We start from the raw sequence: 26,265 nt of genomic DNA, 5'->3' as shown, positions 1-26,265 counted from the left end.
TTGCTCAAACTGCGGTCGGTCACCGGCAGCAAGCCAGAGGAAGGGGGCTCCGCGTGGCCAAGGGATCTTCGGGACTTCCTGCCTGAGGGTGAAGCAGCCGGAGACGCGGTCGGCGAGGATCATCGGCGCGAATAGGCGGAACAGCTCGCGGATCGTTGTCAGGCAGGTGCGCCGCTCAGGATCTCGATCTGGCCGGTGTGGAGGGAGTAGTACGCGCCGATCACGGCCAGGGTGCCCTTGCTCACCATCGGCGCAAGGTCCTGATCGTCGCGCAGGAGGTTCGCGATCAGCTCCACCTGGGTTCTGGCCATCGAGTCGGCGGGGTCGGCGCTGCTTTGCCGGGTGCTCTGTTCGTAGGCTGGGCGCAGGGCCTCGGCGATGGCTTGGAGGCTGCCAGGCAACGGTTTGTCCTCCCGCAGGGCGTTGTAGGCGGCCGAGATCGCGCCGCATCGCTGATGACCGAGCACGATGACCAGCGGGGTTCCGCTGATCATCGGCCCGTAGGCGACGGAGCCGACGATGACGGGGGCCACGGCGACGCCGCCGCTGCGCATGACGAACAGATCGCCCAGGCCGGTGTCGAAGACCAGCTCGGGTGACACCCGGGAATCGATGCAGGACAGCACCGCTCCATAGGGCTGCTGGCTGGTGGCCAGCAGTTCCCGGCGGGTGGGATCGCGGTCCGGATGCTGGAGGGTATTGGTCACCCAGCGTTTGTTGCCCTGCATCAGCCGCTCGTAGGCGGCCTTCGGCGTCGCGGGAAACGGCGGCACTGTGCGGGACCCGGAAGCCATCGGGTGACTGGAGCTCATCGCTTCGGCCGGTGAGCGGCCGGCAAGGCAGGCCGCCGCCAGGGACACGGCTCCGGTCAGCAGCGTTCGCCGCCGGCCGCCCTCAGCTCGCGTGCTCAAAGGCCCAGCAATCCAGGAGTCTGCCCGTCGGGGCAGCGCGTTCGTCGTTGCCCGCCGCCTTCGTGCTGTTCATGCGAGCGTGTACTTCTGGCCCGCCTCTGAAGGCGTGGGAATCGGGCAGCGATCCCGCTGGAGAGCATGTCGGGACTCCTTCGTGTATTCGGGGATGGCGTACGAGTTCGGCCTGGTCACAGGCGTTCTGCCAGGACATGGGGACAAGCGCCCACTGGTTTTCTTCAAGGAGCGAGCTCAAGATCGGAGGGGAGAGACGACGGCTGCGGACGACAGTGTGACGCCCGCGCGGTGGCCGGCGAAGCAAATCAAGGCCGGCAACCCGGATCTGTTGCGATCCCTGGTGAAGACCATGGCCGAGCCATTGCCGTTCGGACCGACTGCGAGCGCAGCGCGCGCGAACGCGGACATCCGCAGGTGTGGCTACGAACCCCGTGGGGTGCTGGGGCTGTGACCATCCGTCCATGAACGGTCGGCCGCCCCAATCGGCCACTCGACACAGCGGGAGCGGAGGCGGTCAGCCGGCTGGCGGCTGCTCGGCTTGAGCCGCACCACGGTCTACCGGCTTGTCCGCAGAAGGGCCGGGTACTGCGGATTGGTGGTCGATCTGTTTGTCGGCCCGGTGCCGAAGATCAACTCTCGGGCGGAGCGGAAGGTCGAGCGGGCGATCGAGGCCGAGGTCATGCCTCTGGAGCCCAGGCCGCGACCAGGTCGAGGAGGCCGGGGCTCGTAGCCGTACTCGGCCTGAGGTCAGAGCAGGCTCAGGACGAGTTTTCCGCGGGTACGGCCCAGCTCGCCGCGCCGGTGTGCCTCGGCGGCCGACTCCAGGGGCAGCACGGCCTCGACCTCGACGGTGACCTCGCCCCGGTCGATGAGGCCGCCGATGTGGGCCAGCGCCGGGCCGTCGGGCTCGACCGGGAACGGGGTGGCGCGCACGCCCACCGCCCCGGGAAGTATGGAGGTAGCCATGGTGATGAGCGGCGGATCCGGCAAGCACGACCACCACGATGTCCATGCCGCGCTCTGCCCCTGCCGCGACGTGCTGGACCTGCTGGCCAACAAGTGGTCGGCGCCGGCGATCGGCGCGCTGGAAGGCGGCCCTCGGCGGTTCGGCGAGCTGCAACGCCCGATGCCAGTAGTCGGTGGGCTCGGGCTCGCCGGGGGCATTCGGCTGGGTGAGCTCCGTTCAGTTGCCGAGGAAGGCGCTGAGTAGCGGGTTTACCTGTTCGGGGGCATCTTCGTGGACATTGTGTCCTGCACCGGGGACGATCTCCACCGTGGCGCCGGGAACGCGTCTGCCGTACTCCTGCGCGTAGGAGAAGGGCAGCCACTGATCGGCTTGACCCCAGATCACCAGCGTTCGGGCGCGAAGCCGGGCGAGGCCGGCGTCGGTGGCCGTGTAGTCCTGGGTCCGGACGAGCCGGACGAACGCCTCCCGCCTGTCCGGGCGCGACATCCAGTGCCAGGTCTCGTCCACGACCTCGGGGGTGACCCGGTCCTGGTGGGCGAAGGCGGTGCGCAGGCTCTTCTCGAAGTCGGCGCGGCCCATGAGCTTGACCGCGAGCTCGCCCACGACGGGCACGGAGAACAGCGCCGTCTGAGAGGCGAGCGGCTTGTCCAGGCCGGGGGAGTCGAGCAGGACGAGCCGGTCGACGCGGGCCGGGTTGTGCTCGGCGTAGTACAGCGACCAGGCGCCTCCCCATGAGTGCCCGACCAGGTGGACGGTGGAGAGGCCGGCCGCGTCCAGGAAGGTTCCGAGGGCGCGTGCCATGCCGGGAATGTCGTAGGCGAAGTCTTCCTTCACGGTGGTGTATCCCTGGCCGGGCAGGTCGACGGCGTAGACGGTGTGCTCGCGGGCCAGCGCCGGAATGGTGTGCCGGTAGGAGTACAGCCACTGCGCCCCGCCCGCCACCAGGACCACCGGTGACCCGCTGCCCGTCTTGCTGTAGTGGAAGCGGGCCAGGGACGTGTCGAGGTAGTCGCTCTCGTACGGTGAGCGGTACCCGTCCACCGCCGTCGGTTGCCAGCCGTACGCGCCGAACAGGGTCACGGCGGTCAGCAAGGCGATCACGAGCGCCGTCCACCGCGGCCGGCGCCGCCCATGACGGCGGCCTGTGGAAGGTTCGGGGAAATTCTGGGATGTCTCGTCAAGTCGAACCATGATGGCCTCTGGTCGTCGGAGGGGCGGCGTCACCCGAGAGGACGGGCGGGTACGGGGCGGCGTGACAGGTGTGGCGGTGACCTGTCGCACATTGCCCCGGGCCGGCGGGGATCCGCGTGGCGGTGCCGGACGATCACGATGCTGAGGCTTCTTCCCGCACGGCCCGCGGGAGCTTCAGTTACCTGACGGATCCGTACGGGCCGCCGGAGCCGTACAGTCGTGATCAGTCAGGTGCACATGGAGGAAAAGCCGTGCGGAAGCCCGGTCCTGGACGTCAAGCCCTACATGGCGGAGTTCGGGCCGCGGGGTGAGACGGTGCAGCCGGAGTGGGCCACCGAGCTGATGCGTACGTACTACTGATGCGATCCCGGTGGCTGAACGGGCTGGAAACCCATGGCGCGGGCGGCGGCCCAGGCCCGTGGGAGACCGAATTCGGCTACGCCGCGCAGGAGGTCGCGAAGGGTGTCGTCGGTGGCGCCCGCGGTGCGGGCGAGCTCGGCGTGGAGGCGTAGCGACGTGTCCAGCGTCTGGTAGAAGACGTCCACGACCAGGCAGGCGATCGCCCGCTCGCGCGTGCTGAGGTGCGGGCGGGCCCAGCGCTGGGCCAGCTGCTCCTCGGTGAAGACGGCCAGGCCGGGGTCGGTCCTCTCCAGGTCGCGTACGGCGTGCGCCAGCGCTCCGGTCAGCAGGGTGAGTTCGACGGGCTTGTCGTCCCGCGCCGGGGGGAGCCCGAGCTCGGTCAGCCGCTGGAAGGCGCTGACCAGGACGGGGTAGCCGACGTAGGGGGCCAGGTGGCGGTAGAGCTCGCGGATGGCCTCGGGCTCCACCCCGTTGGTCAGAGCCATCCGCACGTGCATGGCCAGCGGTGTGCCGAGGTGGGGATGGCACAGGTCGGCGGTCAGGCAGATGAAGGACTTCTCGCGCGTGGTCAGGTGGGGCCGGTCCCACAGGTGGTGTCCCGCGCCGATGGCGAGCTGGGCGAAGACGGGGTCGAGCGCGGTCAGGGCGTCGGCTCCGGCGAGCTGGTGGGTCATGATGGTGAACGCTCCAATTCAGGACAGGCCGAGGGTTCAGGACAGGCCGAGGGCGCGCAGGCGCACGGCGTCGAGGGTGTATTGGGGCAGGACGCGGCCGAGTGTGCTCATCAGCCGGGACTTCTTGCCGACCGGGTAGCGGGCGTGGGGCCTGCGGGCGGTCAGGGCGTGCAGGACCGCCCGGGCGACCACGTCCGGACTGGAGCCGGCGCGTTCCTCCTTGAGCCCGCTGGTGACCATGGTCCGGTAGGCGGCGCCGTACAGCCGTCTGCCCTCGGGGCCGAGTGAGGCCAGACGGGGTTCGACCTCGTCCTCCAGCTTGTCGACCGCGTCCGTGTGGATCGAGCCCGGTTCGATGAGGACGGCGGCGACGCCGTACGGCTTGAGCTCCATGCGCAGGGCGTCGTTGAGGGAACGGATGGCGTGCTTTGAGGAGCACAGCGGCCCGCCGAAAGGCAACGTGATCCAGCTGCCCACCGAGCCGACGGTGACGACGCGGCCCTTGGCGGCGCGCAACATCGGCAACATCGCCTGGGTGACGGCCACCTGGCCGAACACGTTGACCTCGTACTGCCGGCGCAGCGCGTCCAGGGGGACGAACTCCAGCGGGCCGGTCACCCCGATGCCCGCGTTGTTGACCAGGGCGTCCAGCCTGCCGAGGCGCTCGGCCGCGTCGGCGATCTGGCCGGCGTCGGTGACGTCGAGCCTGATCGGGGTGACGGCCGGCCCGAGGGCCGCACCGTCGGCGTCCTTACGGACCCCGGCGTGGACGGTGAAGCCCTCACGGGCCAGCAGCAGGGCGGTGGCGCGGCCGATCCCGGTGGAAGCGCCGGTTACCAGGACGGTCTTCGACATGATGGGCTCCGTTCGTCGCGTGTCGGGATGAGTCGCGTGTCGGGATGAGCGGTGTGTCGGCATAAGTCGTGTGCCGGGATAAGTCGTGTGCCGGCATGAGGGGTGAGGTCGTCCGGGGCAGGGATCCGCCAACGCCTACCCGACCAGCGAACGACCAGGGGCGACGGCCGTCTGCTCTTCGGCCTTCAGGTCGCGGTTCTCCCTGATGAGGAAATAGATCAGCAGGCCGCTCATGATGAGGTGGCCGGCGGCGGTGTACAGGCCGGGGAAGTAGCCGCCCTTGATGATCGGGAAGACGAAGTGGGCGATGCCGTTGAGCAGGCCCGCGCCCAGGGCGTACCACCACAGGAAGAAGTTGGACACGCGGATCCGGTAGAGCGCGCCGGCGCCGGCGAAGAGGTAGAGCGAGCCGAAGACGAAGACGAAGACGAGCAGGAACTCGTTCATCGGCCAGTCGCGGGGTGAGTCGAAGAGTTCGACGATCTCGTGCGGGAAGCCGCCGGTGTACTCCTCGGCCATGTGGATGAGCTGGAAGCCCACCGCGCACAGGTAGACGGCGATCACCTTCCTGGACTTCACCGGGCGGGTGTAGCTGAAGGCCATCCACCCGCTCCACCCGAGCACGCTGGCCAGCACGAGGACGATCGCGCCTTGGAGGGGGAGGGTGAGCAGGGCCCAGGCGCAGAAGGCGATGGCGAGGATCGCCATGATGGTCGCGGAATAGGGCTCAGGTCGCTTGGTCATGGCCGGAACACTAGGTAGATCGCCGTGCCGGCCGCCTCTGTCACGTGACTGATCGGCGTGCCGGTCGCGTCAGTCACCTGACGGAGGCGGCGGACGAGCGCCCGTAAGTAGTGTCGGCGCCATGAAGCTGATCAATGATCGCCGGGCGATCAGGGCTCGGGTGCCACCCCCGACGGACGACGGTTTCCTCATGCCGGCCGGCTACGGGCTCGTCAACCACGCAAGCTGGCCGACCCTGGTGGACGTTCCTGCCCAGTCTGATCTTCCGGCCGACCTTCCGCGGCTTCGTGCCGGCCAACTTCTGCCGGCCAGCTTCAAGGCCAGCTTCAAGGCCAACGGCGTCGCCGCGCAGCCGATCATCTTTCGCCGAGTGTGAGCCGTGCCAGCTCGGCACGGGAGGCGACGCCGAGCTTCGGGAAGGCCTTGTACAGGTGGGAGGCGACCGTGCGCGGGCTCAGGAAGAGTTGCGCGCCGATCTCGCGGTTGGACGCGCCGGTGACGGCCAGCCGTACCACCTGCAGCTCCTGCGGCGTCAGGACGGCCAGCGGATCGCCCGCGCGGGCGGACTCCGGCAGGGAGAAGCCGGTGGCGCGCAGCTCGGTGGCCGCGCGGGCGGACCAGGGGATCGCGCCGAGCCGGTCGAAGGCCTCCATGGCGGCCTGGAGCTGGGTACGCGCCTCGGCGCGGAGTCGGTTGCGGCGCAGCCACTCCCCGTAGACCAGCCGGGTGCGCGCCTCGTCGAAGGGGTGCCTCTCCTCGGCGTGCAGGGATAGCGACCGCTCGTACAGCTTCCCGGCCTCGCTGTCGGGCGCCAGCAGCGCGCGGACCCGGTGGAACACGGCGATCGACCCGGCCCGGCCGGTGGCCTCGGCCCACGCCGTGAAGCGGCCGAGCTGGTCGCGGACCCGCTGCGGCTCACCGATCCGGACGGCGGCTTCGGCGTAGTCCGGCCAGGAGTACCGCCACAGGAAGGCGTGCCTGGTGGGCCCCGCCATCCCGCGCTCCATCCGTTCGAGCGCCGCCTCGTAGCGGCCCAGGCTGAAGTCGAGCATCCCGCGCGCGCACTCGGCCCAGCAGGCCGACGGCATCCACCGGCGGTGCTCGGCGTCGTGGATCGCCTGCTCGGCCATCGCCGTGCACTCCTCCTCCGCACCGGCGACCGCGGCCAGCCAGGCGCGCAGGCCCGCCAGGTAGCCACGCCACATCGGCTGGCCGACGTCGGAGGCCAGGGTGAGCCCAGCGCTCGCCGTGGCGCGTGCGGACGGGTGCGAGCCGCTGAGGGCCTGGACGACGGCGAGCAGCGTCATGGCCTGGGGCATGCGCCCGAGCCGTCCCACGGCCCGGCATTCCTCGACCAGCGCGGTCGCGTCTTCGAGCATGCTGTCGTTGTCGGCGCGGCCCATGCCCTGGAAGATGATGAAGAAGCGCAGCTCGGGCGGCAGGCGTTCGACCTCGTCCGGCATCAGGTAGATGAGCTTGGTCGCGTTGTCGCCCTCCAGGATGAGGCGGAAGGCGAGGTTGATGGTGCGTACCACGGCGGGCAGCCCCTCCCCGTCCGGGCAGAGCTCCACGGTACGGCGGGCAAGCGCGAGCTGGTCGGGGTGGGCGGCGCCGGCCCAGGTGTAGTAGCCGGCCATGCCGAGCAGCGACAGCTTGGCGGGCAGGTCGCCGGTCGCCTCGATGACCTCGTGCAGCAGCCGGACGGCCTGGAGCGGGCGGCCCGCCTCGACCTCCAGCTTCGCGCGCACGTAGGTGAGCTCGGCCAGAACGGGCCCCTTCAGCGCCATCTCCCCGGCCCGGCGCCGTGCCCGGTCCACCAGCTCGCCCGCGCGTTGCCACAGGCCCGCCTCGGCCGCGGCGTCGGCGGCGGCGGTCCACCGGCGTACGGCCTGGCCGGGATCGGCGGACAGCTCGGCGGCGCGCGCGTAGGCCGCCGACACCGCCGCCTGCCCGCCGCGCCGCTGTGCGCGCAGCGCCAGGCTCTCCAGCTGCGCGGCCACCTGCTCATCGGCCCGCAGGGTGACGGCGGCCAGGTGCCAGGCCCGCCGGTCGTCCTCCGTCGCCTCCGACAGCGCCCGGTGCGCGGCCATCCGGGCGGCGATGTCGCAGCTCAGCAGCACCGCGGTGCGTACCAGCGGATGGTGGAAGGCGACGCCTTCCAGGCCCACCCGGATCAGGCCCGCCCGCTCGGCCTCGGCGAAGTCGGCCAGCGAGGCGCCGAGCAGGCCGGCCGCGCGCGCGAGCGCGTCCAGCCCGTCGTGATGGTCGAGGGCCGCCACCAGCAGGCAGGCGCGGGTGGCGTCCGGGAGCGCCGAGATCCGGTCGCGGAAGCCGTTCAGCACCCGGTCGGTCGTGGGTTGTGGCGTTCCGACGGCGAAGGACAGCGGGACGAGGGCACCCTTGCGCTGCTCAGGGGTGAGCATCCGGGGCAGCTCGATCAGCGCGAGCGGGTTGCCCCTCGCCTCCACCACGAGCTGGTCGCGTACGGCGGGCGGCAGGTCCGCCGCCTGATCGTCGAGCAGCCTTCTGGCGGACCCGGCGTCCAGCTCGCCCAGCCGCAGCTCGGGCAGCCCCTGCGCCGGGAACCCGGTCTCCCTGGCGGCGAACAGGACGGCGACGGGCTCGGCGTGCAGGCGGCGCGCGGCGAACAGCAACGCGTCGGCCGACTCGCCGTCCAGCCATTGGGCGTCGTCGACCAGGCAGATCACCGGGCCCGTCGCCGACAGCTCCACCAGCAGGCTGAGCGTCGCGAGTCCGACGAGAAAGCGGTCTCCCGGGGTGGCGCCGCCCAGGCCGAGCGCGCCGCGCAACGCCTCCGCCTGCTGCGGGGGCAACGCCTCGGCGTGTTCGAGTACCGGACGAAGCAGCAGGTGCAGGGCGGCGAACGGCAGGTCGGACTCGGACTCGACGCCGGTCACGCGCAGCACCCGCGCGCCGGCCCGCGCCGCGGAGAACGCCAGGAGGGCCGACTTGCCGATGCCCGCCTCTCCTCGCACGATCAGCGCGCCGGACTGGCCCTCCAGGAGCTCATCGATGACGGACAGCTCCGCCTGACGCCCGTACAGCATGGCACTCCAGCAAATGATCGAGATCTGGTCAGCGCAGCGCCCGGCGGAAGAAGGCGATCTGGTCGGTGACGACGCGTTCGCGAAGTTCAGGGTCGGTGTAGAAGCTGAAGTGGGTGCCGGAGTAGACGCGTAGCTCGCCTCGGGGCGCCCGGTCGGCGAGTTCCCGCGACCGCTCCAGCGGCGTCTCCCGGTCCTCCTCGGCGGCGCAGACCAGCAGGGGGCAGGTCAGGCGTGCGGCGGACTCGGCGGGGCGGTAGCGCATCATGTCCAGCAGCGCGCGCGGCGCGACGCTGTTGCGCCAGAGGGTCGCGGAGTCGCCGCCGGTCAGGGTACTGATGTGCTGCTCCGCCTCGTCCGTGGCGGTGACGGCCAGCTCTCCCGGGTGCCCCACCATGGGGATGTAGTACGGGCTCAGCCCGAGCCTGCCACGTACCGCGTCCCAGACGATGGCGGCCAGCAGTTGCGCGGTGCGGGTGGCGCTGCGGCCTTCCACCTGCTTCGGGAACCCGTTGAACGGGATCTGCGCGGACACCGCCGCGATCTCCGGGTCGCCGGCGGCCACGACGACGACGTGGGCGCCGCCGAGCGAGTTGCCCCACAACATGACGCTGCCGGGATCGACGCGTTCGTGCGCGCGGGCGAAGGCCACGGCGGCCCGGATGTCCTCCCGCTGGCCGGCGAGGTCGGGTAGCTGCCGCGGCTCGCCGTCGCTCTCGCCGAAGCCGCGGTAGTCGAACACCAGCGCGCCGATCCCCTCGGCGGCGAACCGCTCCGCGTACGGGATCAGCCGGTCCATCGTCCCGCTGAAGCCGTGGCTCAGCACCACGCAGGGCGCCCGGCCGGATCCGGTGGGCAGGTGGAGCCGGCCGGTGACGCGCACTCCGGCGACGTCGAACGACACCTTGGTCTGCACGGACATACGGATCCCCCAACAGAGCCGTAGACTGACTGACTGCCGGTAAGCACTCTAGCCTCGGAACTGACCTCAGGTAAAGGAGATCCATGACCCCTCAGCGGATCCTCTCGGCCGCGCGGGCCCTGTTCGCCGCCCACGGCTACCGGGCGACGTCCATGCAGTCCATCGCCGACCGGGTGGGCATCACCAAGGCCGCCCTCTACTACCACTTCGACTCCAAGGAGGAGATCCTCCACCAGCTCACGCTGCCCCTGCTCGACGAGTTGGAGGGGGCGCTGGCGGAGGCGGAGGCGCAGGGCGGGCCCGAGGAGGTGCGGTGGCGGGCCATCGAGGGGTACGTGGAGGTGCACCTGCGCCATCGGCAGACGCTCACCATGCTGGTCAAGGACATGACGTTGCTGGTGCAGGCGCCGGTGGGTGACCGGTTCCGCGCGGCGATCGCGCTGGCGAACAACCTGGTGGCGGGGCCGGGGAGCGGGCTGGAGGAGCGGGTGCGGGCCTGCCAGGTGGTGGCCGGGCTGGCCGATCCGGTGGTGCTCTTCCGCGACGTGCCGGCGGACGTGCTCAAGGGGCACATCCTGGCCGGGGCGCGGGCGCTGCTGGGGGAGCCGCTGAGTGAGGTCCGTCCGCGGGGTCCCGCGCGGGGGCGCAAGGGCGGGCGGCCGGCCGCGTTGACGGAGGAGCAGGTCGCGCGGGTCCGGGACATGTACGCGGCCGGGCACGGGGCCGAGGAGATCGCGGCCGCGTTCGAGGTGTCCAGGGCGACGGTCTACCGCTGTATCAAAAACTAATGTCTCAAAATACTTTTGATTTTGAGACTGGGCGGGGGGCCGGCAGCGCGCGGAGCGGCCGGCCGCCTTGGCGGTGAAGTCGCCCACCACCGTCAGAATGCCGATGCCACGAGCTGGCGTCCGTTCGGCTTCCGGCCCGCGATCGCGGCACCACGGACAAGTCTTACGGCGATGCCGCGCTGGGCCCTCAGGGGCGCAGAGCGTAGACGTTGCCGCCGCCGCCCGTGTAGAGGAGACCGTTGGCGTAGGTGAGGGCATTGCCGGAGATGGGGGCGCCCGGCGCGTCGCCGGTGTTCATGCGCCATCTCCGCGCGCCGGTGGCACCGTCCAGGGCGTGGACGACGCCACCGTCGGTCGAGACGTACACGACGCCCTTCTGCACGACGGGCCCCACGACGATGACGCCTCCCAACGACGTGCTCCACCGTTCCGCGCCGGTGGCGGTGTCGAAAGCGCTGAGGATGCCGGCGGAGGTGACCGCGTAGAGGTGGTTCTGGCCTGCGGTCAGGCCGAGGGCCGGGTCGATGACGCTGGTCAGGGCGGTCCATCGGGTCCTGCCGGTACGGGCGTCGAGCGCGTGCACGTTGTGATCGGCGCTTCTGACGTAGACGGTGGCGCCGGCGGGCAGCGGGGCGGCGGTGAGAGCGCCTCCGAGCCGGGTGCTCCACCGTTGCGCGCCGGTGGCGGCGTCCAGGGCGCGGACCCTGCGGTCGGCACCCGCGACGTAGACGACCTCCCCGGCCGAGGCGACCCAGGTGCCCTCACCCTCGCGGGACCCCGTCCGCACACTCCACCGCGGGCGGCCGGTGACCATGTCCAGCGCGTGCACGGCGCTCAGGTCGCCCATATAGACGGTGCCGCCCGCCCGCACGGGGCGGGACCAGGCACAACTGCCGGCTGTGCGGAACCGCCACAGCCGCCGGCCGGTGGCGGCGTCCAGGGCGACGATCTCGCCGTCGGCGCAGAGGATGACGTGTCCCCGCGTCGTGAGGAAGTGAAACCCCAGGTCCTGTGCCGGGTACCGCCACCGCGGGCGGCCTGTGCGCGCGTCCAGGGCGCGCAGGGCGGCGGAGCCGTCGTCGGCGTACACCAGATCGCCGGCGAACTGCAGCGGCCCGGACACGTAGTCGCCGATCGCCCGGCTCCACCGCAGACGGCCGGTGGCGGCGTCCATGGCGTAGACCCGGCCGCCGCCGGCGGCGTAGACGGCGTCGCCGCTCACCGTTGGCGCGCCCTGCAGGTGGCCGTCGGTGGGCAAGCTCCAGCGCAACTGCGGGAGAGGGGCGGGAGCGGGGCGGGCAAGCCGGTACCGGTCCAGTAACTCGTCCCGGACCAGCGGGGCCAGGAGCCGCAGGGCCGAACGCGAGGTGGAGACGAGCCGGACGATGACCGGTCCCACGCTGACGACGGCCTCGGGCGCGCCGGGGCTGCCGGTGGCGGTGGGTCGAAGGTAGTCGAGCAGGTACGGGTCCTCCGTGGTCACATCGTGGGCCAAGCCCTCCTTGATGGAGATCGTCTCGGTCACGTAGATCCGCCGTGCGGTCGCGCTGGAGGAGGAGACCCACTCCACCGCGAGGGAGACGACGGGGGCGTCGTCGGTGGGCGGGATCCAGTCGCACTGGGCGGGATGGGGCAGGCGTTCGCCGAAGAGGGTCGGCGTCGCGGGGCTGGGTGTGTAGCCGTCCGCGATGGGGTGCAGGTCGGCGGCGCTGAGCAGGCCGCACGCGTCCGGCCAGGCGTCCGGCGGGACACGGTCGAACAGCTCGCGCCCGGTCGGGATCCCGTAGGTCAAGGTGTAGGCGGCGACGCGACCGGCGGGGAGCAGCACGAAGGCCTTGCCGGGGGCGGTTCCCACGAGTGTGGTACTGCTGCTCGGCACGTCGAGCGGCAGCGCGTGCAGGCGTCCCGTGCCCGGATCGAGGGAGGTCAGGAACGCGGGCATCGACCGGATGGACAGGTCGGAGACCCCGGGCGCGGCACTCAGGTAGAGCGGCTCGCTCCATGGGCCGCCCCCTGGGGAGCCGGGGGCACGCGGCGCCTCGCGCGGGGTGGGCAGCCGGCGCCCATCCGGCGCGTAGAACGCGTCGCCGGCCGCGGTGTCTCCTTCGCCGGCCGTGGCGCCTCCTTCGCCGACCGCGGCGTATCCGTCACCACTGACGGTGAGACGGAGCGCGTGCGCGTCCCCGATCTGACGCGGGGTCGGAAAGGTGAGGGCGGGCGAAGGCATCGTGCGGCGCCATTCGGCCCGCAGCGTGGACGGGTCCACCGAGGAGAGGCGCATCCGGTTGCCCGCGCAGTAGTCGAGCAGCAGCAGCCGCGAGCGGGCGCCGGCCGCGGTCAGGTCGCAGCGCCCCTGGTGGACCGTCCTGGCCACGGCAGCGCCCGAGCGCGGGTCCAGGGACAGCAGAGTCAGCGGCTCGACCGTTCGTTCGACGATCACGATGCCGCGTTCGGTCACCATGACCCGGGGCCCGACGTAGTGGCCGGTGCCGGGGCCGTGCTCCAGGCGGAGGAGATGAACGGCCCGTAGCCACAGCGTCGCGCCCGTAGCCGCGTCAAAAGCCTGTAACCGCTGCTCGCCGTCGTCCCACTTGCCTGTGAGCACGACGACGGTGCCGGACGCCACCCACACTCCGGCGACGGGGGCGCCGGACATGTGCTGGACGCGGACGAGCCTGCCGGTGCGGGCGTCGTGGACGCGCACGCCGTGGTCGCCGGCCGCCATGGCCAGCACCTGCTCGGAGGCGCTGTGCGGCAGAACGTCGAAGTCGGAGTTCGAGCCTGCGGCATAGCCATCGGTGGGCGCCGACCACGCCATCCGCCACTGCACGGGGGCGAGCCTGCCGCTGGGGGCGTCGGCGGTCGCGCCGAACAGCAGCGTCACCGCCAGCAGGACAGCGGCGGCCCGCGCGATCAGCACTTTTCCGGGGCCGTGCAAGCCGGGCCGGGAGCCACCCGCGACCACATGCCGCCTCCCGATCTGTGGTATTCGGTGCGGTAGGAGTCGGCCGGGCCCGTCAGCCGGAACGGCGTGCCGCCCGGCCCGTTGATCACGATCTTCTCGGAGCGGTCCCCGGCCAGCACCGTGGCCACCAGATCGAACTCGTAATACGCTTTCGCGCCGACGAACGACAGGCTGAGCGTGACCGCCTCATCGCGTTTCAGGTCGATCTGCTTCTTCGTGAAGTACGCGGTGCGCGGGTCCTGTTTCATGGCGAATCGGACTGGCCGCCGGTCGAGGTCGGCGATGAGTTCCACCGTGTCGGTCTCCCCGGCGTTGCCCGGCACCAGGAGGGCGCCGTCGGAGGGGGCCGCGCGGGTGAGCATTCGCGGTTCGATGTCGATGATGCGCAGGCTGCTGCGGTTGCCCGTCAGGACGACGGTGGCCGTCATGTCCCCGATCGTGGCGACGTGGTGGCGGGCCAGCATGGCGGCCACATCAGTGTCGCTCGACGCCTTGCCCAGCAGGATCGCCCGGTCCCGGGCGTCGGTCACCGGCTCCCGGAGCACCAGCAGGCGCTCGTCGAGCTCGACCTCCACGTGCCCGACCGTCAGCGGTGGCTTGCCGCCGACCTGGTCGACGGCGTCGGACCCGCTCGCGGTGTACCAAGCGGAGAACACCACGCCCACCGCCGCGATGAGCACGGCGCTGGCCACCCCGGCCACCCACGTGCGCGCGGCCTTCCAGCCTCCCGGGCCCGGCTCCGGCGGCTCACCGCCTCTGCCCCGGCTGCCGCTGCCCTTCTTCCTCTGGCGCACTCTGGCCATGACCCTCTTCCGATGACTGTCGAACGAGCGAATCTTGACCGTGCATCCACCAATATGCCCGTCTGTCGCCCGCCGCGCACCAAAAAGATTTTGTTGTTCAGATGCGGGCCAATCGCTGGAGCTCGTGAGGCGGGCCGGTCAGCTCGCAGCAGTTCCCAGCAAAGGCGACGCGGCCCTGGGCGGCGAGGTCAAGGGAAGCTAGCCGCAAGGTCCGGGTAGGCCGGCCGTAGGCGATGGCCCGCCGCCGCTAGACGGCGCGCGGGGCGACGTCGGGGCGAACCTCAAGGGTGTCCATGACGGCTTCATTGCGCGCGGCCCAGGCCTCGTAGCCGGCGGCGTGGTTGATGCAGTTCTGGGCGCCGATCCTGGCCAGGGCACGGTCCTCGGGGTCGAGTTCGAGCAGGTCGCACTCGTGCTCCAGGTGCGCGACGTGCCGGTGGAGCCGGTCGGTGTAGTCGAAGAGCAGCCTGCGTACGAACTCTTCGGCCTCCTGCCTGCTCACCCTCGCGTGCTTCATGTGCTGCGCGACGGGATTTCGGTGGTCGTCGTTCTTCGCATCCCGCATGGCGGAGTACAGGTCGTTCGTGAGGATGACGCAGTAGGAGGCCATCCGGCGCATCGCGGTGAGCGCGGAGAGCCGGTAGACGTGCGTGGGGATGTAGCGGGCGTTGGCGAGCTCGCCCTGGCTGATGGACAGGTGCAGGCCGCCGTTGTCGAGGCGCAGAGCCAGATAGTCCTCAAGGTTCCAGGGGAAGTCCGGCTTGCGCATGGCGAGGTAGTGCGTCTGGGTCGCGAAATAGCCCCGCCAATGGGCGGCGGTGCGGGTGAGGAAGGTGGCGGGGGCACTTTCCCGGTGCTGGCGCCACAGATCGTGAAACATGCGGACAGCGGTGGCCCCGGAAGTGGGGTCCCGGTCGTCGAGGATGCCGATCATGGCGTTGGCGAGCGCGCGGCTGGTGGCGAAGTCGGTGTCGTAGGCGTCATTGAAATCGTCGTACACGCGGTAGAAGACGTAGATGTTCGACAGGAGGGTCTGCCGCTCGGGGAGGAGATCGGGGTGCACCCAGGGGGCGAGGCTGGCATAGCGCAGGTGGCGGGGTGTGTCCGCGCCGAATCGGCGAGCCCAGTCACGGCAGGCGGTGAGCGCCTCGGATGTCAGGGTGCCGGGCGTGGCGTTGCTGGCGGCGGAAGTCAACCGGATCACGATAGTTTCTCCCGGTCTGTGCGGAACTGAATCCGGACGTGCACGGTGAGAGTTCGCAATTATCGAAGGTAGAGCAAAACGCTCAGGCGTGCATGCGTCGTCCCATCCCGCCCGATCACGCCGGGGCGCCCCGGCACGGCACGGCGCTTCCCGCCCGATTACCGGTGAAGTACCCCTCGTCCGTGGGCGGCCATCGACCTGGACGCCGAGCACGAGCAGGACCCCTGCGAAGACACCTTACGTTCATGCTGCCGTGCCGGGCTCGGCCTTCTGGCTGAAGCTCGGGGCCCGATCGCCTCACGAAAGTCGAACGGGTCCTGCGGCGGCGTGCTTGGGCCGGGATACCGGACGCTGGAGATCGGCGGTCGCGTGGAGTTTGAGGTCGTCCAGCGTAGGCAGGATGGCTTCGACTTTGTCGCGACCCATGTCCGCAGGTTGTGATCTTTTTCCACAGATTTGCAGAGGCGTTCACGTACGGGGCCTGACCTGGGATGGGCGATCCGCGTCGACGTCGTGGGGGATGTCATGAACGGGCGCGAATCTGGTCCGGCAGATACTCCGCCATCCGCAGGCGAAAGTCGTACTGACCGTGCGCGACCCGCGTTCCTGGTACGACAGCGTGATGGCCACGTTCTCCCCAAGCTGCTACACCGACCCTGACCAGTCGCCGATCATCGAGGCGGTCAATCTGCGCGCCGCGGTCGACTTCGCCTGCCAGCCCGGCGACGCGGAGGCGATGATGGCCGCCTTTCGCGCTCACAACGCGGCGGTGCGGGCAGCAGTCCCCGCCGACCGCCTGCTCGTCTATGAGGTGGCCCAGGGGTGGGGGCCGCTGTGCACATTCCTCGGCGCCGAGACGCCGGACGTGCCCTTCCCCCGCGTCAACGACCGGCGCTCCTACCGCGAGGCCATGCTGTCTCGGTTCCCGACAGATCAAGGAAGGACCAGGTGAGCACCACGCCTTCCGGCACCGCCACGGACGGCCCGCCAACGGTGACGTTGAGCATGTACCGGCCGCCGGTCACCAGGCCCGCCGGCTTTTCCTTGGGGCACAGGATGAGCATCAGGTACGCGACCGCAGCAGTTGTGCCGCTCTTTCGGCAATGGCGTAGACGGTTGCGTTGGTTCCGGCGGACACGGGGGCGGGCATGACGGACGCGTCGGCGATCCGCAGGCCCTCGATGCCGCGTACACGCAGATCGGTGTCGACGACGGCGGCCTCGTCCATGCCGATCCGGCAGGTTCCGGCGTAGTGATGATAGGACCAGCAGTTCGTACGCACCTGCTCGGCGTCCGGCGCGCCGGCGACGGGTGACTCCTCCCGCGCCCGCCACGGAGCCAGCGCCGCGGCAGCGCCTATCTCGCGGGCGATCCGCAGACCGGTGACCATCGCGTCGAGGTCCCGGCTGTCGGCGATGTAGCGGGGGTCGATCAGCGGCGCGGCGCCCGCATCGGTGCTTGCCAGGCGTATCGTGCCCCGGCTGAACGGAGCCACGAGCGCGACGACAATGGCGTAACCCTCACCCTGCCCCGGGCCGGGCAGGCCGGGACGGCGCAGCGGAAGGTCCAGGAACATGATCTGCAGATCGGGTCCGGCCAGCCCGGCGGCACTGCGGACCAGCCCTTGCACCTCGCCGTGGTTGTTCACCGACGCCGGGACCGGTTGCGCGGCCCGGTACAGGACGCTTGTCATCGGATGGTCGTGCAGACCGGCTCCCACACCGGGAAGGTCCGCGATGACCTCGATCCCGAGCCGCCTCAGGTGCGCCTGCGGGCCGATCCCGGACAACATCAGCATCTGCGGCGTTCCCACGGCTCCGCAGGCCAGGACGACCTCGCCGGAGCATCGCGCGGTACGGCGCTGCCCGTCCAGGCCGTACTCGGCTCCGATGCAGCGCTCACCGTCGAGGATGAGGCGATGCGCCGGAGCGCCGGTCACGACGTGCAGGTTCGGGCGGTGCAGCACGGGCCGCAGGTAGGCGTCGGCGGCGTCCTGCCGTCTGCCATGATGAATGTTCAGATCACCCCAGCCGAAACCTTCCCGCAGTCCTGCGGCCAGGTCCGGCACCAGAGCATGACCTGTTTCGAGCGTTGCCCGCAGCCCGGCCTCCGCCAAGGGGTGGCACTGCGCCGGAGGTCCCACGCGCAGGGGGCCGCTCAGGCCGCGCACGGCGGGATCGCGATCGGCTACCGAGGTGACATTCTCGCTGCGCATGAAGTACGGCAGCAGATCGTCATATCCCCAGCCGTGCGCGCCGGCCTCCGGCCATGCGTCGTAGCTCGAGCGGTGACCACGTGCGAACCTCATGGCGTTGATCGAGGAGGAGCCGCCCAGTCCCCGTCCGCGCGGCCATGCCACCTTCGCGCCGCCTAGAGCCGGCTGCGCCACGGTGACGTCCGCCCAGTCCGCCGACGTGTGCTGCAGCGCGGGCCAGGCCGGCGGCACGGCCGTCAGCGGGTGCGGTTCCGCGTCGCCGGCCTCCAGCAGCAGCACGCGCGCCTGCGCATCCTGCGACAGGCGCGCGGCCAGCACACACCCGGCTGAGCCGCCGCCGACCACGATGAAGTCGTAACGGAGTGAAGCGGTCGTCATGTTGTTGTAGTGCCCCTGAAGCGTTGTGGGTAGCAGCGGTGCGACCGCCGTGCGTGGACGGCTTCACCGACATCACCGCCGTCCTGACCAGGGAGGAACTGTCGCAGATGAGCGACGCCCACCGCCGCGTGGCCGATATGGACGCCGAGGCACTCAATCACCGTCCGTCCCGGACCGTGTCCCACTGACCGCACTGACGAACTCAGGCCGCCTGAACATCGCCACGAGAGGCACAGCCAGGGACGAACGCAGCCGCACCCGGGCGATCACCCCCTGGAGATCGAGCCGATCAGCCGGCGCGGCGGGTCGCACACCGGCCCTGGGGGAGGCGCCGTTCGGTCGCCGGCCCAGTACGCCGAGAACCTGGCATGCCGCTGGTGACCTTGCCCGGCAACCGGTTGGTGGCCTCGTCCCGATTGGCCGCTTCCATCAGAAAACGCTAGGGGCCACACGGAATCCGCTGCATCAAACGTCCACTCACAGTGATTCACCGGTGATGTAGAGGTGCATGTGCGTGTAGTCGAAGGTGAGGGCGAACGGCTTGCAGAACACGTGGCTGACGTTGGCGATGGAGTCGAACCCGAGCGTCTCGGACTGGCCTGGGCCGGGACCTCCTGGCCCGGCCCACCCGGGGATGTCGTGGCCGACCGCCCTGCCGAGACTGATCTTCTCGGCGGTAGCGGCATAGCGCCCACTGCCCTCCGGGCCCTGCGGCTTGTCGTAATCCACCTGGATGCCGGCCCGCTCGGCGATATCGACCGTCGTGCTGAAGCCCTGCCCGAGGCCGCCGGTGTCAAGGCTGACGAACCTTGGCCCGTACTCGCGCAGGCTGCCCAGAGTGAAGGGGAAGTGGTCGCCGGCCAGCCACAGTGGCAGCCGGTCGAACGCGGTGCGGGCGGCCTGCGCCCGGAATTGCCTGAGCTGCGCCTCTGTCCTGCGGCGCAGCACCAGCGCTTTGCCCGGGTAGTCCATGGTGGTCAGGAAGTGATAGAAGACGGTCGTGCCGAGCACCCCTGCCGGCTGCGTGCCGTCCGGGAGGTTGGGCATCTTCACGCCCGTCGTCCACTGGACAGGAAGGTTGCGGAGTTCGACGTTCCCCAGCCGGAACGACGGCAGGAGTCCCAGGTATTGCGTCACAGGATCGTGACCGACGTGTCCCGGCAGGGAGGCCACTGCCTTCAGGCCCGCCTCGGTGGCGGTCTCCTCCGACAGGGAGAGGGTGGCGTAGGTGTCGAGCAGGAACCGTTTGGGGCTCGAGCCGTTGATCGAGGCCGTCACGGTGGGCAGGGGCTCCAGGCCGGTCATGGGGACCCGGGTCTCCTGAGTGCCGTGCACCTGCCACGGCGTGCCACTCAGATGGGAGTACCACTCGGCGAGCGCCGCATCGCTCTTCCTGCCGGTCTGCCTCAGCAGAGGGACGGCTCGGGCGTGCTGGTCCTGGCGCACGTAGCACTCCGCGAGCCGCTGCTTGGACGCCACGTCGCCGGCATCCAGCTTGACGGCCCCGGCCAGGAACCTCTCGGCCGCGCCGAACCGGTTGATCAGCAGGGCGATGTATCCTCGCTGCGCCATGGCGTGCGCGTCGTCCGGGTTCTGCCGCAACTGCCGCGCATAGGTGCGATCGGCCTGGTCGAACTTTCCGGCCTTGAAGAGCTGGTCGGCGTCGCCGTCGGAGGTGATGGACGCTGCGGCACCGTTCAGCCCCACGCCCAGTGCCGGAAGAGCCACGCCTGCCGCGGTCGCCACCCCGGCCCGCCGCAAGAATGCACGCCTGCCGATGTCCTCGTACATCACCGTCTCCTTGTCATCTCCATGCGCGGCCGAACAGCCCTGTCGTAATCGCGTCCTCGCCTCACGGAGGTGGATCGTGGCGGGTGGAGCCAGCCAACACCGGGGCATGTTTCCCTGACGTTTCTCATCTCAGCAGCGCTCGGGCCAGCACGGACAGGCCGGGCCACGGATCATCCTCGTACCGAGAAAGAACAGCGGCACGGCAGACGAACGAGCTTGACCATGGTTCCCCGCTGAGCATCGTCGGCGGCGTGGCCTTGCTCGCGACTCACCAGCGTCGGCGGCCAGGAACAACAGCACCGCCGGCAGCACGTCGGTCGATCTGTCCCAGCAACCCTTGTGATCTGCGCCGGAGACGGACAAGAAGGTCGCGCCTGAGCACTCGGCGAAGGCCCGTATCGGCTCGTGCCAAGGAGCAGGCGCAGCGTAGGACCGACCACGGAGCGGAAACCGTCGATTGGATCGAACCCACCGGCCACAAGCGGTCGGCCTGGTACCAGGACGGCAGGCTGATGTTCCAGGGCAGCGCGATTATGAACCCGGCCGAGCTGGCCAAGCCCCCTGTCACCCCGGATGGAGTGATCGCCAGGATCAAGGCGGCCATCCTCGACGAAGACCGCCGGGGGCCGCAGGAGCTGAACGGTCACGTCCCGCCGACGATACTTTTCACGGAGATCAATCAGCTCATAACCCAGCAGTGGCTCGCCCCGTATGTACGGGCCGCGCTCTTCCGCGCGTTGCCCACGATCAAGGGCATCACGGTGACCCAGGACGTGCCCGCCGCCGACGGACGGCGAGGCGTGGCGTTCAGCCTCACCGACGCTGAGGCACGCAGCTACCTGATCCTGGACCCGGAGACCTTCCGCTACCTGGGCGACAACTCAACACGGCTGAAGGACCGGACCTACGAGTGGGCCGACGGCAGTAAGGAGACCTTCAAGGCGGGCACGGTGGGCATGACCGCGCAACTGGAAGCCAAGATCGTGGACCAGCCCGGCCAACGCTCCTGATCGCAGCAGAATCAGGCCGGCGCGACGCCTCCCGGGGCTGGTCATGTGGAGTGGGTCGCGGCCAGTGCGGTGCCGATCTGGATGTCGAAGGAGCCTACGAGATCGCCGTCGACACGGGTCGTACGCGCGTCGATGACCAGGATGGCGCCTGCCACAATGCCGGTGAAACCGGTGCCCGTCCGGCGGGCTTGTTCGATGCGTCCGGTGATCGGGACGCGTACGGCGTCGGTGAGGAAGGTGAGACCGCGCGGGAACTCCTGGCCGAGCGGATGCCGTTGCCGGCCTGACTCGATCAGAGTGCCGATGCCGAATCGGGCCGAGACGATCTAGTCCCCGCGAAGGCTGACGTCGAAGTAGCCGTTCGACTGGACGCGGTTGCAGCTGTGCTGGGGCGGATAGGCGCAGTCGTAACCGCCGCGGCGGAGATCGTCCACTGCGGAGCTCATCGTGGTCGCGTAGTGCTCACCGCCCAGCGGCCATCGGCGTACGACGTCGTCCGCGGCGGTGACGACCAGCCCTCGTATGGTGTCGTAGTCGTAGTCGTAGTCGTAGTCGTAGTCGTATGTCGCGTGGGCGTGTTCCCGCTGCAGCCGGTCAGCGCGAGCGAGCCGAGGATCGCCGCCATGGCGGCGCTCACGATCGCGCGGCCGGTCAGGCGCCGCCGCCGTACGGTCGCGCGGACGTTCCGGCGGTGCCGCCGTGCGGTAGCGCGAGCGCGCAACTCCGCGAGGTTCGCATTCATGTGCCCGACCTTTCACCACGACTGACTCATATAGGCGTCTGTCTACCTCGAGGGCCGGCGGCCGTGACTCGGCCCGTGCGGCCTGCATCGATGGGTCGCTGCGAGGTCTGGGGGCCGGCGCCGGCAGCGCTCAGATGGAAGCTCTCGGGCCAGGCAGGCGTTGCGGACGTGAACCACGCCGGTCGGCCGGCGGGGATTCCGGTGACACGGCGCCGGGCCGCCAGAAGGACACGCCGGCCCCGGCGCCGCCGGCAGGTGATGGTGTCATGGTGTTGCCGTGCGGATGACGTGCCTGCCAACCAGGGAAGAGACGCCAAGGGTGACGCCGATCCCGATCACGATCGTGACCGCGTAGGGGAGAGGGGCCGCCGCCTGCAAGGGGTTGCCGGTCTTGACGATGGCGAAGGGCAGGACGGCGAGGAAGGCGCCCACGCTGCCGGCGATGACGCTGATGGTTGTGGCCGCGCCGATCTCGCGTACCAGCATGCGGTGTGTCTGGCCGCCGGTCGAGCCGACGAGGGACATGACCGCGAACTCGGCGCGGCGCTGGGAGATGGAGGAGACGAGGTTGTTGGTCAGGGCGATGGCCATGAAGGCCGCGATCAACGCCACCACGAAGTAGTTGATCGAGGCGAGGACCTGGCCCGTGCTGTCCGTCGTGCCTGCCACGTTCTCGATGCCCTGCATGCTGAGCGTGCCCGCCGCCACGCCGACGAAGAGGGTGAGGAATGTGACGGTGGGCCGTACCCGGTCGGGGGCGGCGGAGAGGTTGATCGCGGCCAGGTGAGAGGGCGCGGCGCGGTGGGCGCGGCGGACGGACGTGCGATTCACGAGGGCGATGAGTTCGGGAGCGAGGACGCAGAGGCCGACGGCGACGAGCACGCAGCCGGGCCCGGTCATCGCCGTGGTGAGCACGTCGGCCGGGTCCATGCCGAGCACGGCAGTTGACGAGGCCAGGCCGGCGCCGATCATGAGTGTCGCCGCGACGCGGCGCCCGCGTCCCGGGCGGGAGCGGCGCGCGGGCGGCGTGGCGTCGGCGACCGGGCTGCGGCGGGCCAGGGAGCGGCTGCCGATCCAGGCGGCGAGCACACTCGCGGCCAGCACGACGAGTACGCCGAGCACCGGCAGGAGCACGCCGGGCGCGAACACCGAGCCGGTACCGGTGAGGCCGGCGGCCTGGATGCTGTCCGTCACGATCCAGCCGGCGAGGTAGCCGCCGGCCAGGCCGGGCGGCGCCGTGACGGCCGTGACGGCGGCCGTCTCGACGACGAGCATCCACTGGACCTGCCGGGGGGCGGCGCCGATGAGCCGGATGCCCGCGATCTCCCCGGCCCGCCCGCCGAGGGCTACGCTGATCGTTGACACCATGGCGAACAGGACGATCGCGACCGTCCACCCGCCCATGATGAGCGGGAACTGCACCAGGAACGCCCGGTCGGCGGCGGCCGTGCTCTCGGCCAGGCCGGTGCCGAGCAGGCTCATCATGCTGGTGACGAGGATCGTGCCGACGAGTGCCACCAGGCCGGTGGCGATCGCGGTGGTGCGGTGGTACGCGAAGGAGCGTACGGCAATCTTGATCATCAGCTCGTCACCACGCTGTTGGCGGCCTGCTCCGCCGACTCGACCAGGACGGCCATCCGGCCCGCCACCTGCTGGGCGGTGGGCTGCTTGAGGCTGTCGACGATGCGGCCGTCGGCGAGGAAGAGCACGGCGTCGGAGTAGGAGGCGGCGACGGGGTCGTGCGTGACCATGATGATCGTCTGGCCGCGGTCCGCCAGCTCGCGCATCAGCCGCAGGACCTCTCTGGCGCTGCGGATGTCAAGGGCGCCGGTGGGCTCGTCGGCGAAGACGATCTCGGGGTCGGTGATCAGTGCCCGCGCGACCGCGACCCGCTGCTTCTGGCCACCCGAGAGCTGGTGGGGGCGGTGGCCGCCCCGGTTGCCGAGCCCGACGCGGGTGAGAAGGTCGGCGGTGCGAGCCGGGTGCGTCCTGCGCGAGTCGAGGCGCAGGGGGAGCTCGACGTTGTCGACCGTCGAGAGCGCGGGCAAGAGGTTGAAGGACTGGAAGACGAACCCGACCCGGCGCCTTCGCAACTGCGCGAGCTGCGCCTGGTCGAGGCCGCGCAGGTCCTGCCCGTCGAGCTCGACAGAGCCGGACGTCGGCCGCTGCAGGCCGGCGGCGCAGTGCAACAGGGTGGTCTTGCCGGAGCCGGACGGGCCCATGATCGCGATGAACGACGACCTCGGGACGTCGAGGTCGATGCCGCGCAGGGCGTGAACCGGGCCGGCTTCTCCCGGGTACTCGCAGCGGAGGTCGCGGATGCGCAGCACGGGTGGCGCGTACATGAAGAGCTCCTCAAAGGATCGTTTTAAACGTTCGTTTCATACGAATGATTATTTGATACGGTAGGGCAGATGAGTGCCAAGGACAAATTGCTGTCGGCAGCGCGCGACTGCCTGCTGACGAAGGGGTACGCGCACACCACCGTGCGGGACCTGGTCGCGGCGTCGGGGGCCAACCAGGCGTCGATCAACTACCACTTCGGGTCGAAGGAGCAGCTCCTCACCAAGACGCTGCGCGACCTGAACACCGAGTGGGGGGAGCTGCTGTTCGCGGTGCTCGGAAAGCGCGGCGAGCCGGAGGATCAGCAGGCGCTGTGGGGGCGGATCATCGAGTCGATCCGGACCAATCGGGCGCTGTGGTTCGTCAACTTCGAGTCCGTCGCGTCCGCCCGGCAGGACGGTGAGATCCGAGCGATGATCGCGAGCGGGCAGGAGTCCGCGCGGGCGTCGCTGGCGCAAGCGTTTGCGGGGCTCGGGCCGGGCAGCGACCCGGAAGAGGTGCATGCGGTCGGCTCGCACTACCTCGCCCTGCTCGTCGGGCTCGCCTCACAGTGGCTCACCGATCCCGAACGGGCGCCGACGGCGGAGCGGTTCGCCGCCATGCATGACAGAAGCTAGATCGCTGAGGTGAACGAGGATTAACGGTCGTAGGCGGTCAGGGACCGTTTCGCCGGTGCGTACAGGTACGCGAACGCCTGCGACGGGAACAACACCCGCCGGTGCTCGGCCAGGAACGCGAGCACGCTCCCAGCCGGGATCATCTCCCGGCACCCAACCCACACCTCAGGCCCGGCCGGAATCCTCCTACGACCCATCATGGCCCGAGTCTGAATCCCGAAACACCGCCTGGCCAGACCTTCAAGTTGCTGCCCGGATTCGGACCTGACGATCCGGCGGTCGGCGTGGGGAAGCGCCGGGGGACAGGGCCGATCATGCCCAGGAAGAGGATTTCGCCTTACCGCAGCTCATCCATCGAGGAGTGCACAAGAGCGTCCCAGCGCTGGAGCACGACTTCCGCGCCTGGATGGACCGCTGGAACGCCGACCCGAAACCGTTCGTCTGGACCAGGACCGCCGAGGAGATCCTCGATTCCCACTCTAAGTATTGGCGGCGAATTTCAGGCTGATGACACTGGCGGCGGCCAGGAGCGCGAGATCGGCTGTGGGAAGCGCCCTCGGAGGGTGGAGCGTGCAAACGGAAATCAACGATGGCGGGGCAACCCTGATTTCGGTTCGGTGTGTCCCGGAGCGGTGCCCACGGCGATGGGAAGTGGGCACCGCTCCACCCTGTTCACCTGAGAAGCAGGGCCGCATATCGCGGCCGGACGTTCACGCGTCGGCTCCGACCGGCGGCGGTCAGTAATCCCAGACGGTAGGCACGAAACGGAACGCGTTGTCGGCGACCGCCACGTGGCAGACGGACGGGAACGGCAGGTGAGCCGCCAGCAATTGCTCGCCGCTCGCCGCCATCTCCGTCAGGAGCCGGATCCGGACGCGGGCCGATTCCTCGGGGTCATGTTCGAAGCCGTTGTACCAGCCGGGTTTGTCGAACCCGCACTGGAACACCGCATCGCCGGCGAACGTCAGCCGATCATCGCCGGACTCCAGACGGACGATGCTGTGACCGGGAGTGTGGCCACCGGTACGAGTGATTGTCACTCCTGGCGCCACCTCGTGCTCGTTCTCGAACGGCTTCAACTGACCGCGATACATCTCCAGGAACTTTGAGGCGGCCGAACGAAGCACCTGCGGCACCGGTTCCGGCATGGCGGTGCGGGAGAAGTCGGGCGCTTCCCAGAACTCGGCCTCGGCGGATGCCAGGTGAACCCGCAGGTCCGTGCGCAGCCGGCCCCTCAGCCCTTCGACGAGCAGCCCGCCGATGTGGTCCATGTGCAGGTGGGTGAGCACCACGTCGGTCACGGATGCGGGATCGATTCCGGCCGCGTCCAGCCGCATGGCCAGCTGCCCGGCCCGTGGGAACCCCGGGAACTCCGTCCCCAGCCCGGAATCGACGAGGATGGTCCGGCCGCCGCTGCGCACGACGGCCACATTCAGTGGATAGACGAGCATCTCCGACAGGAAATTGTCGCTGAGCCAGGCCGACAGGTCGTCCTTGGCGGCGTTGGTCGCCAACGTTTTGGCGTCTATCTGCAGTGTCCCGTCGCTGATCACCGTGACGTCGATGTCGCCGACGTTCAACGCATAGCGGGACGGGACCATTTCGTCGTGCCCCAGGGCGTCGGAGTGTGCCAGGTTCATGGTGTTCTCCTCGTGAAGAGCGTCGACCGAAGACACGGACGGGCGCCATGGGTACGCTGTCCGGT

At 70.1% G+C, this 26,265-nt stretch carries 29 protein-coding genes; 11 read left to right on the top strand and 18 right to left on the bottom strand.

All coding sequences use genetic code 11. The features are described 5' to 3' along the window. Positions 1-158 precede the first annotated feature (158 nt). A complete protein-coding gene (locus AB0I81_RS00650; RefSeq protein WP_360647549.1) occupies positions 159-860 on the bottom strand; it encodes a carbonic anhydrase in 702 nt (233 codons plus the stop codon). Between the two features lie 217 nt (positions 861-1,077). On the opposite strand from AB0I81_RS00650, the gene AB0I81_RS00645 reads away from it, so the two are divergent. Then, the gene (locus AB0I81_RS00645) at positions 1,078-1,377 is read left to right on the top strand and encodes a hypothetical protein (protein WP_360647546.1); all 300 of its coding nucleotides are present in this window, start codon (positions 1,078-1,080) and stop codon (positions 1,375-1,377) included. Positions 1,378-1,673: 296 nt separating this feature from the next. Here AB0I81_RS00645 and AB0I81_RS00640 read toward each other — a convergent pair whose 3' ends face one another. Beyond that, positions 1,674-1,892 carry a zinc-binding dehydrogenase gene (locus AB0I81_RS00640; RefSeq protein ID WP_360647543.1) on the bottom strand — a complete coding sequence of 73 codons (219 nt, stop codon included), beginning with the start codon at positions 1,890-1,892 and terminating at the stop codon, positions 1,674-1,676. On the opposite strand from AB0I81_RS00640, the gene AB0I81_RS00635 reads away from it, so the two are divergent. Beyond that, complete coding sequence (locus AB0I81_RS00635; protein WP_360647540.1) at positions 1,891-2,136, top strand: hypothetical protein; 246 nt, start codon at positions 1,891-1,893, stop codon at positions 2,134-2,136. The genes AB0I81_RS00640 and AB0I81_RS00635 overlap by 2 nt on opposite strands. On the opposite strand, the gene AB0I81_RS00630 is transcribed toward AB0I81_RS00635, so the two are convergent. Beyond that, positions 2,110-2,994 (bottom strand): alpha/beta fold hydrolase, encoded by an 885-nt coding sequence (locus tag AB0I81_RS00630; RefSeq protein WP_360647537.1) that lies wholly within the window; start codon positions 2,992-2,994, stop codon positions 2,110-2,112. The two genes, AB0I81_RS00635 and AB0I81_RS00630, sit on opposite strands and share 27 nt — an antisense overlap. Before the next feature lie 327 nt (positions 2,995-3,321). Between AB0I81_RS00630 and AB0I81_RS00625 the strand changes: the two genes are divergently transcribed. After that, positions 3,322-3,444: a hypothetical protein gene (locus AB0I81_RS00625; RefSeq protein WP_360647534.1), complete on the top strand. Its 123-nt coding sequence runs from the start codon at positions 3,322-3,324 to the stop codon at positions 3,442-3,444. Here AB0I81_RS00625 and AB0I81_RS00620 read toward each other — a convergent pair. The 3 genes from AB0I81_RS00620 to AB0I81_RS00610 form a co-directional block, all read right to left on the bottom strand. Next, positions 3,438-4,118, bottom strand: a complete 681-nt coding sequence (locus AB0I81_RS00620) for a carboxymuconolactone decarboxylase family protein (RefSeq protein WP_360647531.1) — start codon at positions 4,116-4,118, stop codon at positions 3,438-3,440. The two genes, AB0I81_RS00625 and AB0I81_RS00620, sit on opposite strands and share 7 nt — an antisense overlap. 36 nt (positions 4,119-4,154) lie before the next feature. Beyond that, the gene (locus tag AB0I81_RS00615) at positions 4,155-4,973 is read right to left on the bottom strand and encodes an SDR family oxidoreductase (RefSeq protein ID WP_360647528.1); all 819 of its coding nucleotides are present in this window, start codon (positions 4,971-4,973) and stop codon (positions 4,155-4,157) included. A 135-nt stretch (positions 4,974-5,108) separates the two neighbouring features. Beyond that, positions 5,109-5,717, bottom strand: a complete 609-nt coding sequence (locus tag AB0I81_RS00610) for an HXXEE domain-containing protein (RefSeq protein WP_360647525.1) — start codon at positions 5,715-5,717, stop codon at positions 5,109-5,111. A gap of 121 nt (positions 5,718-5,838) precedes the next feature. Here AB0I81_RS00610 and AB0I81_RS00605 point away from each other — a divergent pair, with 121 nt between their 5' ends. After that, complete coding sequence (locus AB0I81_RS00605; protein WP_360647522.1) at positions 5,839-6,093, top strand: hypothetical protein; 255 nt, start codon at positions 5,839-5,841, stop codon at positions 6,091-6,093. Here AB0I81_RS00605 and AB0I81_RS00600 read toward each other — a convergent pair. Further along, positions 6,074-8,785: a LuxR C-terminal-related transcriptional regulator gene (locus AB0I81_RS00600; protein ID WP_360647519.1), complete on the bottom strand. Its 2,712-nt coding sequence runs from the start codon at positions 8,783-8,785 to the stop codon at positions 6,074-6,076. The two genes, AB0I81_RS00605 and AB0I81_RS00600, sit on opposite strands and share 20 nt — an antisense overlap. Before the next feature lie 28 nt (positions 8,786-8,813). Beyond that, complete coding sequence (locus AB0I81_RS00595; RefSeq protein WP_360647515.1) at positions 8,814-9,704, bottom strand: alpha/beta fold hydrolase; 891 nt, start codon at positions 9,702-9,704, stop codon at positions 8,814-8,816. Between the two features lie 83 nt (positions 9,705-9,787). Between AB0I81_RS00595 and AB0I81_RS00590 the strand changes: the two genes are divergently transcribed. Then, positions 9,788-10,492: a TetR family transcriptional regulator gene (locus AB0I81_RS00590; RefSeq protein WP_360647512.1), complete on the top strand. Its 705-nt coding sequence runs from the start codon at positions 9,788-9,790 to the stop codon at positions 10,490-10,492. A gap of 187 nt (positions 10,493-10,679) precedes the next feature. On the opposite strand, the gene AB0I81_RS00585 is transcribed toward AB0I81_RS00590, so the two are convergent. From AB0I81_RS00585 to AB0I81_RS00575, 3 genes are all read right to left on the bottom strand, one after another. Then, positions 10,680-13,412 carry a PQQ-binding-like beta-propeller repeat protein gene (locus tag AB0I81_RS00585; protein ID WP_360647508.1) on the bottom strand — a complete coding sequence of 911 codons (2,733 nt, stop codon included), beginning with the start codon at positions 13,410-13,412 and terminating at the stop codon, positions 10,680-10,682. Continuing rightward, positions 13,406-14,260: a hypothetical protein gene (locus AB0I81_RS00580; RefSeq protein WP_360647507.1), complete on the bottom strand. Its 855-nt coding sequence runs from the start codon at positions 14,258-14,260 to the stop codon at positions 13,406-13,408. The genes AB0I81_RS00585 and AB0I81_RS00580 overlap by 7 nt, the downstream gene beginning before the upstream one ends. 247 nt (positions 14,261-14,507) lie before the next feature. Beyond that, positions 14,508-15,464, bottom strand: coding sequence for a terpene synthase family protein (locus tag AB0I81_RS00575; protein ID WP_360647504.1), 957 nt, complete (start codon positions 15,462-15,464; stop codon positions 14,508-14,510). A 541-nt stretch (positions 15,465-16,005) separates the two neighbouring features. Here AB0I81_RS00575 and AB0I81_RS00570 point away from each other — a divergent pair. Further along, a complete protein-coding gene (locus AB0I81_RS00570; RefSeq protein WP_360650136.1) occupies positions 16,006-16,416 on the top strand; it encodes a sulfotransferase family protein in 411 nt (136 codons plus the stop codon). A 111-nt stretch (positions 16,417-16,527) separates the two neighbouring features. Here the strand turns inward: AB0I81_RS00570 and AB0I81_RS00565 are convergent, their stop codons facing one another. After that, positions 16,528-18,057, bottom strand: a complete 1,530-nt coding sequence (locus AB0I81_RS00565; RefSeq protein ID WP_360647501.1) for a GMC family oxidoreductase N-terminal domain-containing protein — start codon at positions 18,055-18,057, stop codon at positions 16,528-16,530. Positions 18,058-18,095: 38 nt separating this feature from the next. Here AB0I81_RS00565 and AB0I81_RS00560 point away from each other — a divergent pair, with 38 nt between their 5' ends. Further along, positions 18,096-18,245: a hypothetical protein gene (locus AB0I81_RS00560; protein ID WP_360647498.1), complete on the top strand. Its 150-nt coding sequence runs from the start codon at positions 18,096-18,098 to the stop codon at positions 18,243-18,245. A gap of 289 nt (positions 18,246-18,534) precedes the next feature. On the opposite strand, the gene AB0I81_RS00555 is transcribed toward AB0I81_RS00560, so the two are convergent. Further along, the gene (locus AB0I81_RS00555; RefSeq protein WP_360647495.1) at positions 18,535-19,848 is read right to left on the bottom strand and encodes an aspartyl protease family protein; all 1,314 of its coding nucleotides are present in this window, start codon (positions 19,846-19,848) and stop codon (positions 18,535-18,537) included. Between the two features lie 512 nt (positions 19,849-20,360). Here AB0I81_RS00555 and AB0I81_RS00550 point away from each other — a divergent pair. After that, a complete protein-coding gene (locus tag AB0I81_RS00550; RefSeq protein ID WP_360647492.1) occupies positions 20,361-20,858 on the top strand; it encodes a hypothetical protein in 498 nt (165 codons plus the stop codon). A 50-nt stretch (positions 20,859-20,908) separates the two neighbouring features. Further along, positions 20,909-21,145, top strand: coding sequence for a hypothetical protein (locus AB0I81_RS00545; protein ID WP_360647489.1), 237 nt, complete (start codon positions 20,909-20,911; stop codon positions 21,143-21,145). Between the two features lie 39 nt (positions 21,146-21,184). On the opposite strand, the gene AB0I81_RS00540 is transcribed toward AB0I81_RS00545, so the two are convergent. The 3 genes from AB0I81_RS00540 to AB0I81_RS00530 all read right to left on the bottom strand — a co-directional run bounded on the left by AB0I81_RS00540 (position 21,185) and on the right by AB0I81_RS00530 (position 23,945). Continuing rightward, positions 21,185-21,619, bottom strand: a complete 435-nt coding sequence (locus AB0I81_RS00540) for a hypothetical protein (protein WP_360647486.1) — start codon at positions 21,617-21,619, stop codon at positions 21,185-21,187. Between the two features lie 245 nt (positions 21,620-21,864). Further along, positions 21,865-23,181 (bottom strand): FtsX-like permease family protein, encoded by a 1,317-nt coding sequence (locus AB0I81_RS00535; protein WP_360647483.1) that lies wholly within the window; start codon positions 23,179-23,181, stop codon positions 21,865-21,867. After that, positions 23,181-23,945: an ABC transporter ATP-binding protein gene (locus AB0I81_RS00530; RefSeq protein WP_360647480.1), complete on the bottom strand. Its 765-nt coding sequence runs from the start codon at positions 23,943-23,945 to the stop codon at positions 23,181-23,183. The genes AB0I81_RS00535 and AB0I81_RS00530 overlap by 1 nt, the downstream gene beginning before the upstream one ends. 69 nt (positions 23,946-24,014) lie before the next feature. Between AB0I81_RS00530 and AB0I81_RS00525 the strand changes: the two genes are divergently transcribed. Then, positions 24,015-24,560, top strand: a complete 546-nt coding sequence (locus AB0I81_RS00525) for a TetR/AcrR family transcriptional regulator (protein WP_360647476.1) — start codon at positions 24,015-24,017, stop codon at positions 24,558-24,560. Between the two features lie 20 nt (positions 24,561-24,580). Here the strand turns inward: AB0I81_RS00525 and AB0I81_RS00520 are convergent, their stop codons facing one another. After that, complete coding sequence (locus AB0I81_RS00520) at positions 24,581-24,703, bottom strand: hypothetical protein (protein ID WP_360647473.1); 123 nt, start codon at positions 24,701-24,703, stop codon at positions 24,581-24,583. A 218-nt stretch (positions 24,704-24,921) separates the two neighbouring features. Between AB0I81_RS00520 and AB0I81_RS00515 the strand changes: the two genes are divergently transcribed. Continuing rightward, on the top strand, positions 24,922-25,068 hold the full coding sequence (locus AB0I81_RS00515) for a hypothetical protein (protein WP_360647470.1): 147 nt from the start codon (positions 24,922-24,924) through the stop codon (positions 25,066-25,068). A gap of 229 nt (positions 25,069-25,297) precedes the next feature. On the opposite strand, the gene AB0I81_RS00510 is transcribed toward AB0I81_RS00515, so the two are convergent. Beyond that, positions 25,298-26,140, bottom strand: coding sequence for an MBL fold metallo-hydrolase (locus AB0I81_RS00510; protein ID WP_360647467.1), 843 nt, complete (start codon positions 26,138-26,140; stop codon positions 25,298-25,300). Positions 26,141-26,265 lie beyond the last annotated feature (125 nt).

The organism is Nonomuraea sp. NPDC050404 (assembly GCF_040655495.1).
Taxonomy (GTDB): domain Bacteria; phylum Actinomycetota; class Actinomycetes; order Streptosporangiales; family Streptosporangiaceae; genus Nonomuraea.
Note: the sequence above shows the minus strand (reverse complement) of the source record. Positions and strands in the feature narration are given on the sequence as shown.

Bases quoted from the DNA above. Each gene is read 5' to 3' on its own strand.
- AB0I81_RS00645 (WP_360647546.1), top strand. From the start codon at position 1,078: ATGGCGTACGAGTTCGGCCTGGTCACAGGCGTTCTGCCAGGACATGGG.
- AB0I81_RS00635 (WP_360647540.1), top strand. From the start codon at position 1,891: ATGGTGATGAGCGGCGGATCCGGCAAGCACGACCACCACGATGTCCAT.
- AB0I81_RS00640 (WP_360647543.1), bottom strand. From the start codon at position 1,892: ATGGCTACCTCCATACTTCCCGGGGCGGTGGGCGTGCGCGCCACCCCG.
- AB0I81_RS00625 (WP_360647534.1), top strand. From the start codon at position 3,322: ATGGAGGAAAAGCCGTGCGGAAGCCCGGTCCTGGACGTCAAGCCCTAC.
- AB0I81_RS00620 (WP_360647531.1), bottom strand. From the start codon at position 4,118: ATGACCCACCAGCTCGCCGGAGCCGACGCCCTGACCGCGCTCGACCCC.
- AB0I81_RS00615 (WP_360647528.1), bottom strand. From the start codon at position 4,973: ATGTCGAAGACCGTCCTGGTAACCGGCGCTTCCACCGGGATCGGCCGC.
- AB0I81_RS00610 (WP_360647525.1), bottom strand. From the start codon at position 5,717: ATGACCAAGCGACCTGAGCCCTATTCCGCGACCATCATGGCGATCCTC.
- AB0I81_RS00605 (WP_360647522.1), top strand. From the start codon at position 5,839: ATGAAGCTGATCAATGATCGCCGGGCGATCAGGGCTCGGGTGCCACCC.
- AB0I81_RS00600 (WP_360647519.1), bottom strand. From the start codon at position 8,785: ATGCTGTACGGGCGTCAGGCGGAGCTGTCCGTCATCGATGAGCTCCTG.
- AB0I81_RS00595 (WP_360647515.1), bottom strand. From the start codon at position 9,704: ATGTCCGTGCAGACCAAGGTGTCGTTCGACGTCGCCGGAGTGCGCGTC.
- AB0I81_RS00590 (WP_360647512.1), top strand. From the start codon at position 9,788: ATGACCCCTCAGCGGATCCTCTCGGCCGCGCGGGCCCTGTTCGCCGCC.
- AB0I81_RS00580 (WP_360647507.1), bottom strand. From the start codon at position 14,260: ATGGCCAGAGTGCGCCAGAGGAAGAAGGGCAGCGGCAGCCGGGGCAGA.
- AB0I81_RS00565 (WP_360647501.1), bottom strand. From the start codon at position 18,057: ATGACGACCGCTTCACTCCGTTACGACTTCATCGTGGTCGGCGGCGGC.
- AB0I81_RS00555 (WP_360647495.1), bottom strand. From the start codon at position 19,848: ATGTACGAGGACATCGGCAGGCGTGCATTCTTGCGGCGGGCCGGGGTG.
- AB0I81_RS00550 (WP_360647492.1), top strand. From the start codon at position 20,361: ATGTTCCAGGGCAGCGCGATTATGAACCCGGCCGAGCTGGCCAAGCCC.
- AB0I81_RS00535 (WP_360647483.1), bottom strand. From the start codon at position 23,181: ATGATCAAGATTGCCGTACGCTCCTTCGCGTACCACCGCACCACCGCG.
- AB0I81_RS00530 (WP_360647480.1), bottom strand. From the start codon at position 23,945: ATGTACGCGCCACCCGTGCTGCGCATCCGCGACCTCCGCTGCGAGTAC.
- AB0I81_RS00525 (WP_360647476.1), top strand. From the start codon at position 24,015: ATGAGTGCCAAGGACAAATTGCTGTCGGCAGCGCGCGACTGCCTGCTG.
- AB0I81_RS00520 (WP_360647473.1), bottom strand. From the start codon at position 24,703: ATGATCCCGGCTGGGAGCGTGCTCGCGTTCCTGGCCGAGCACCGGCGG.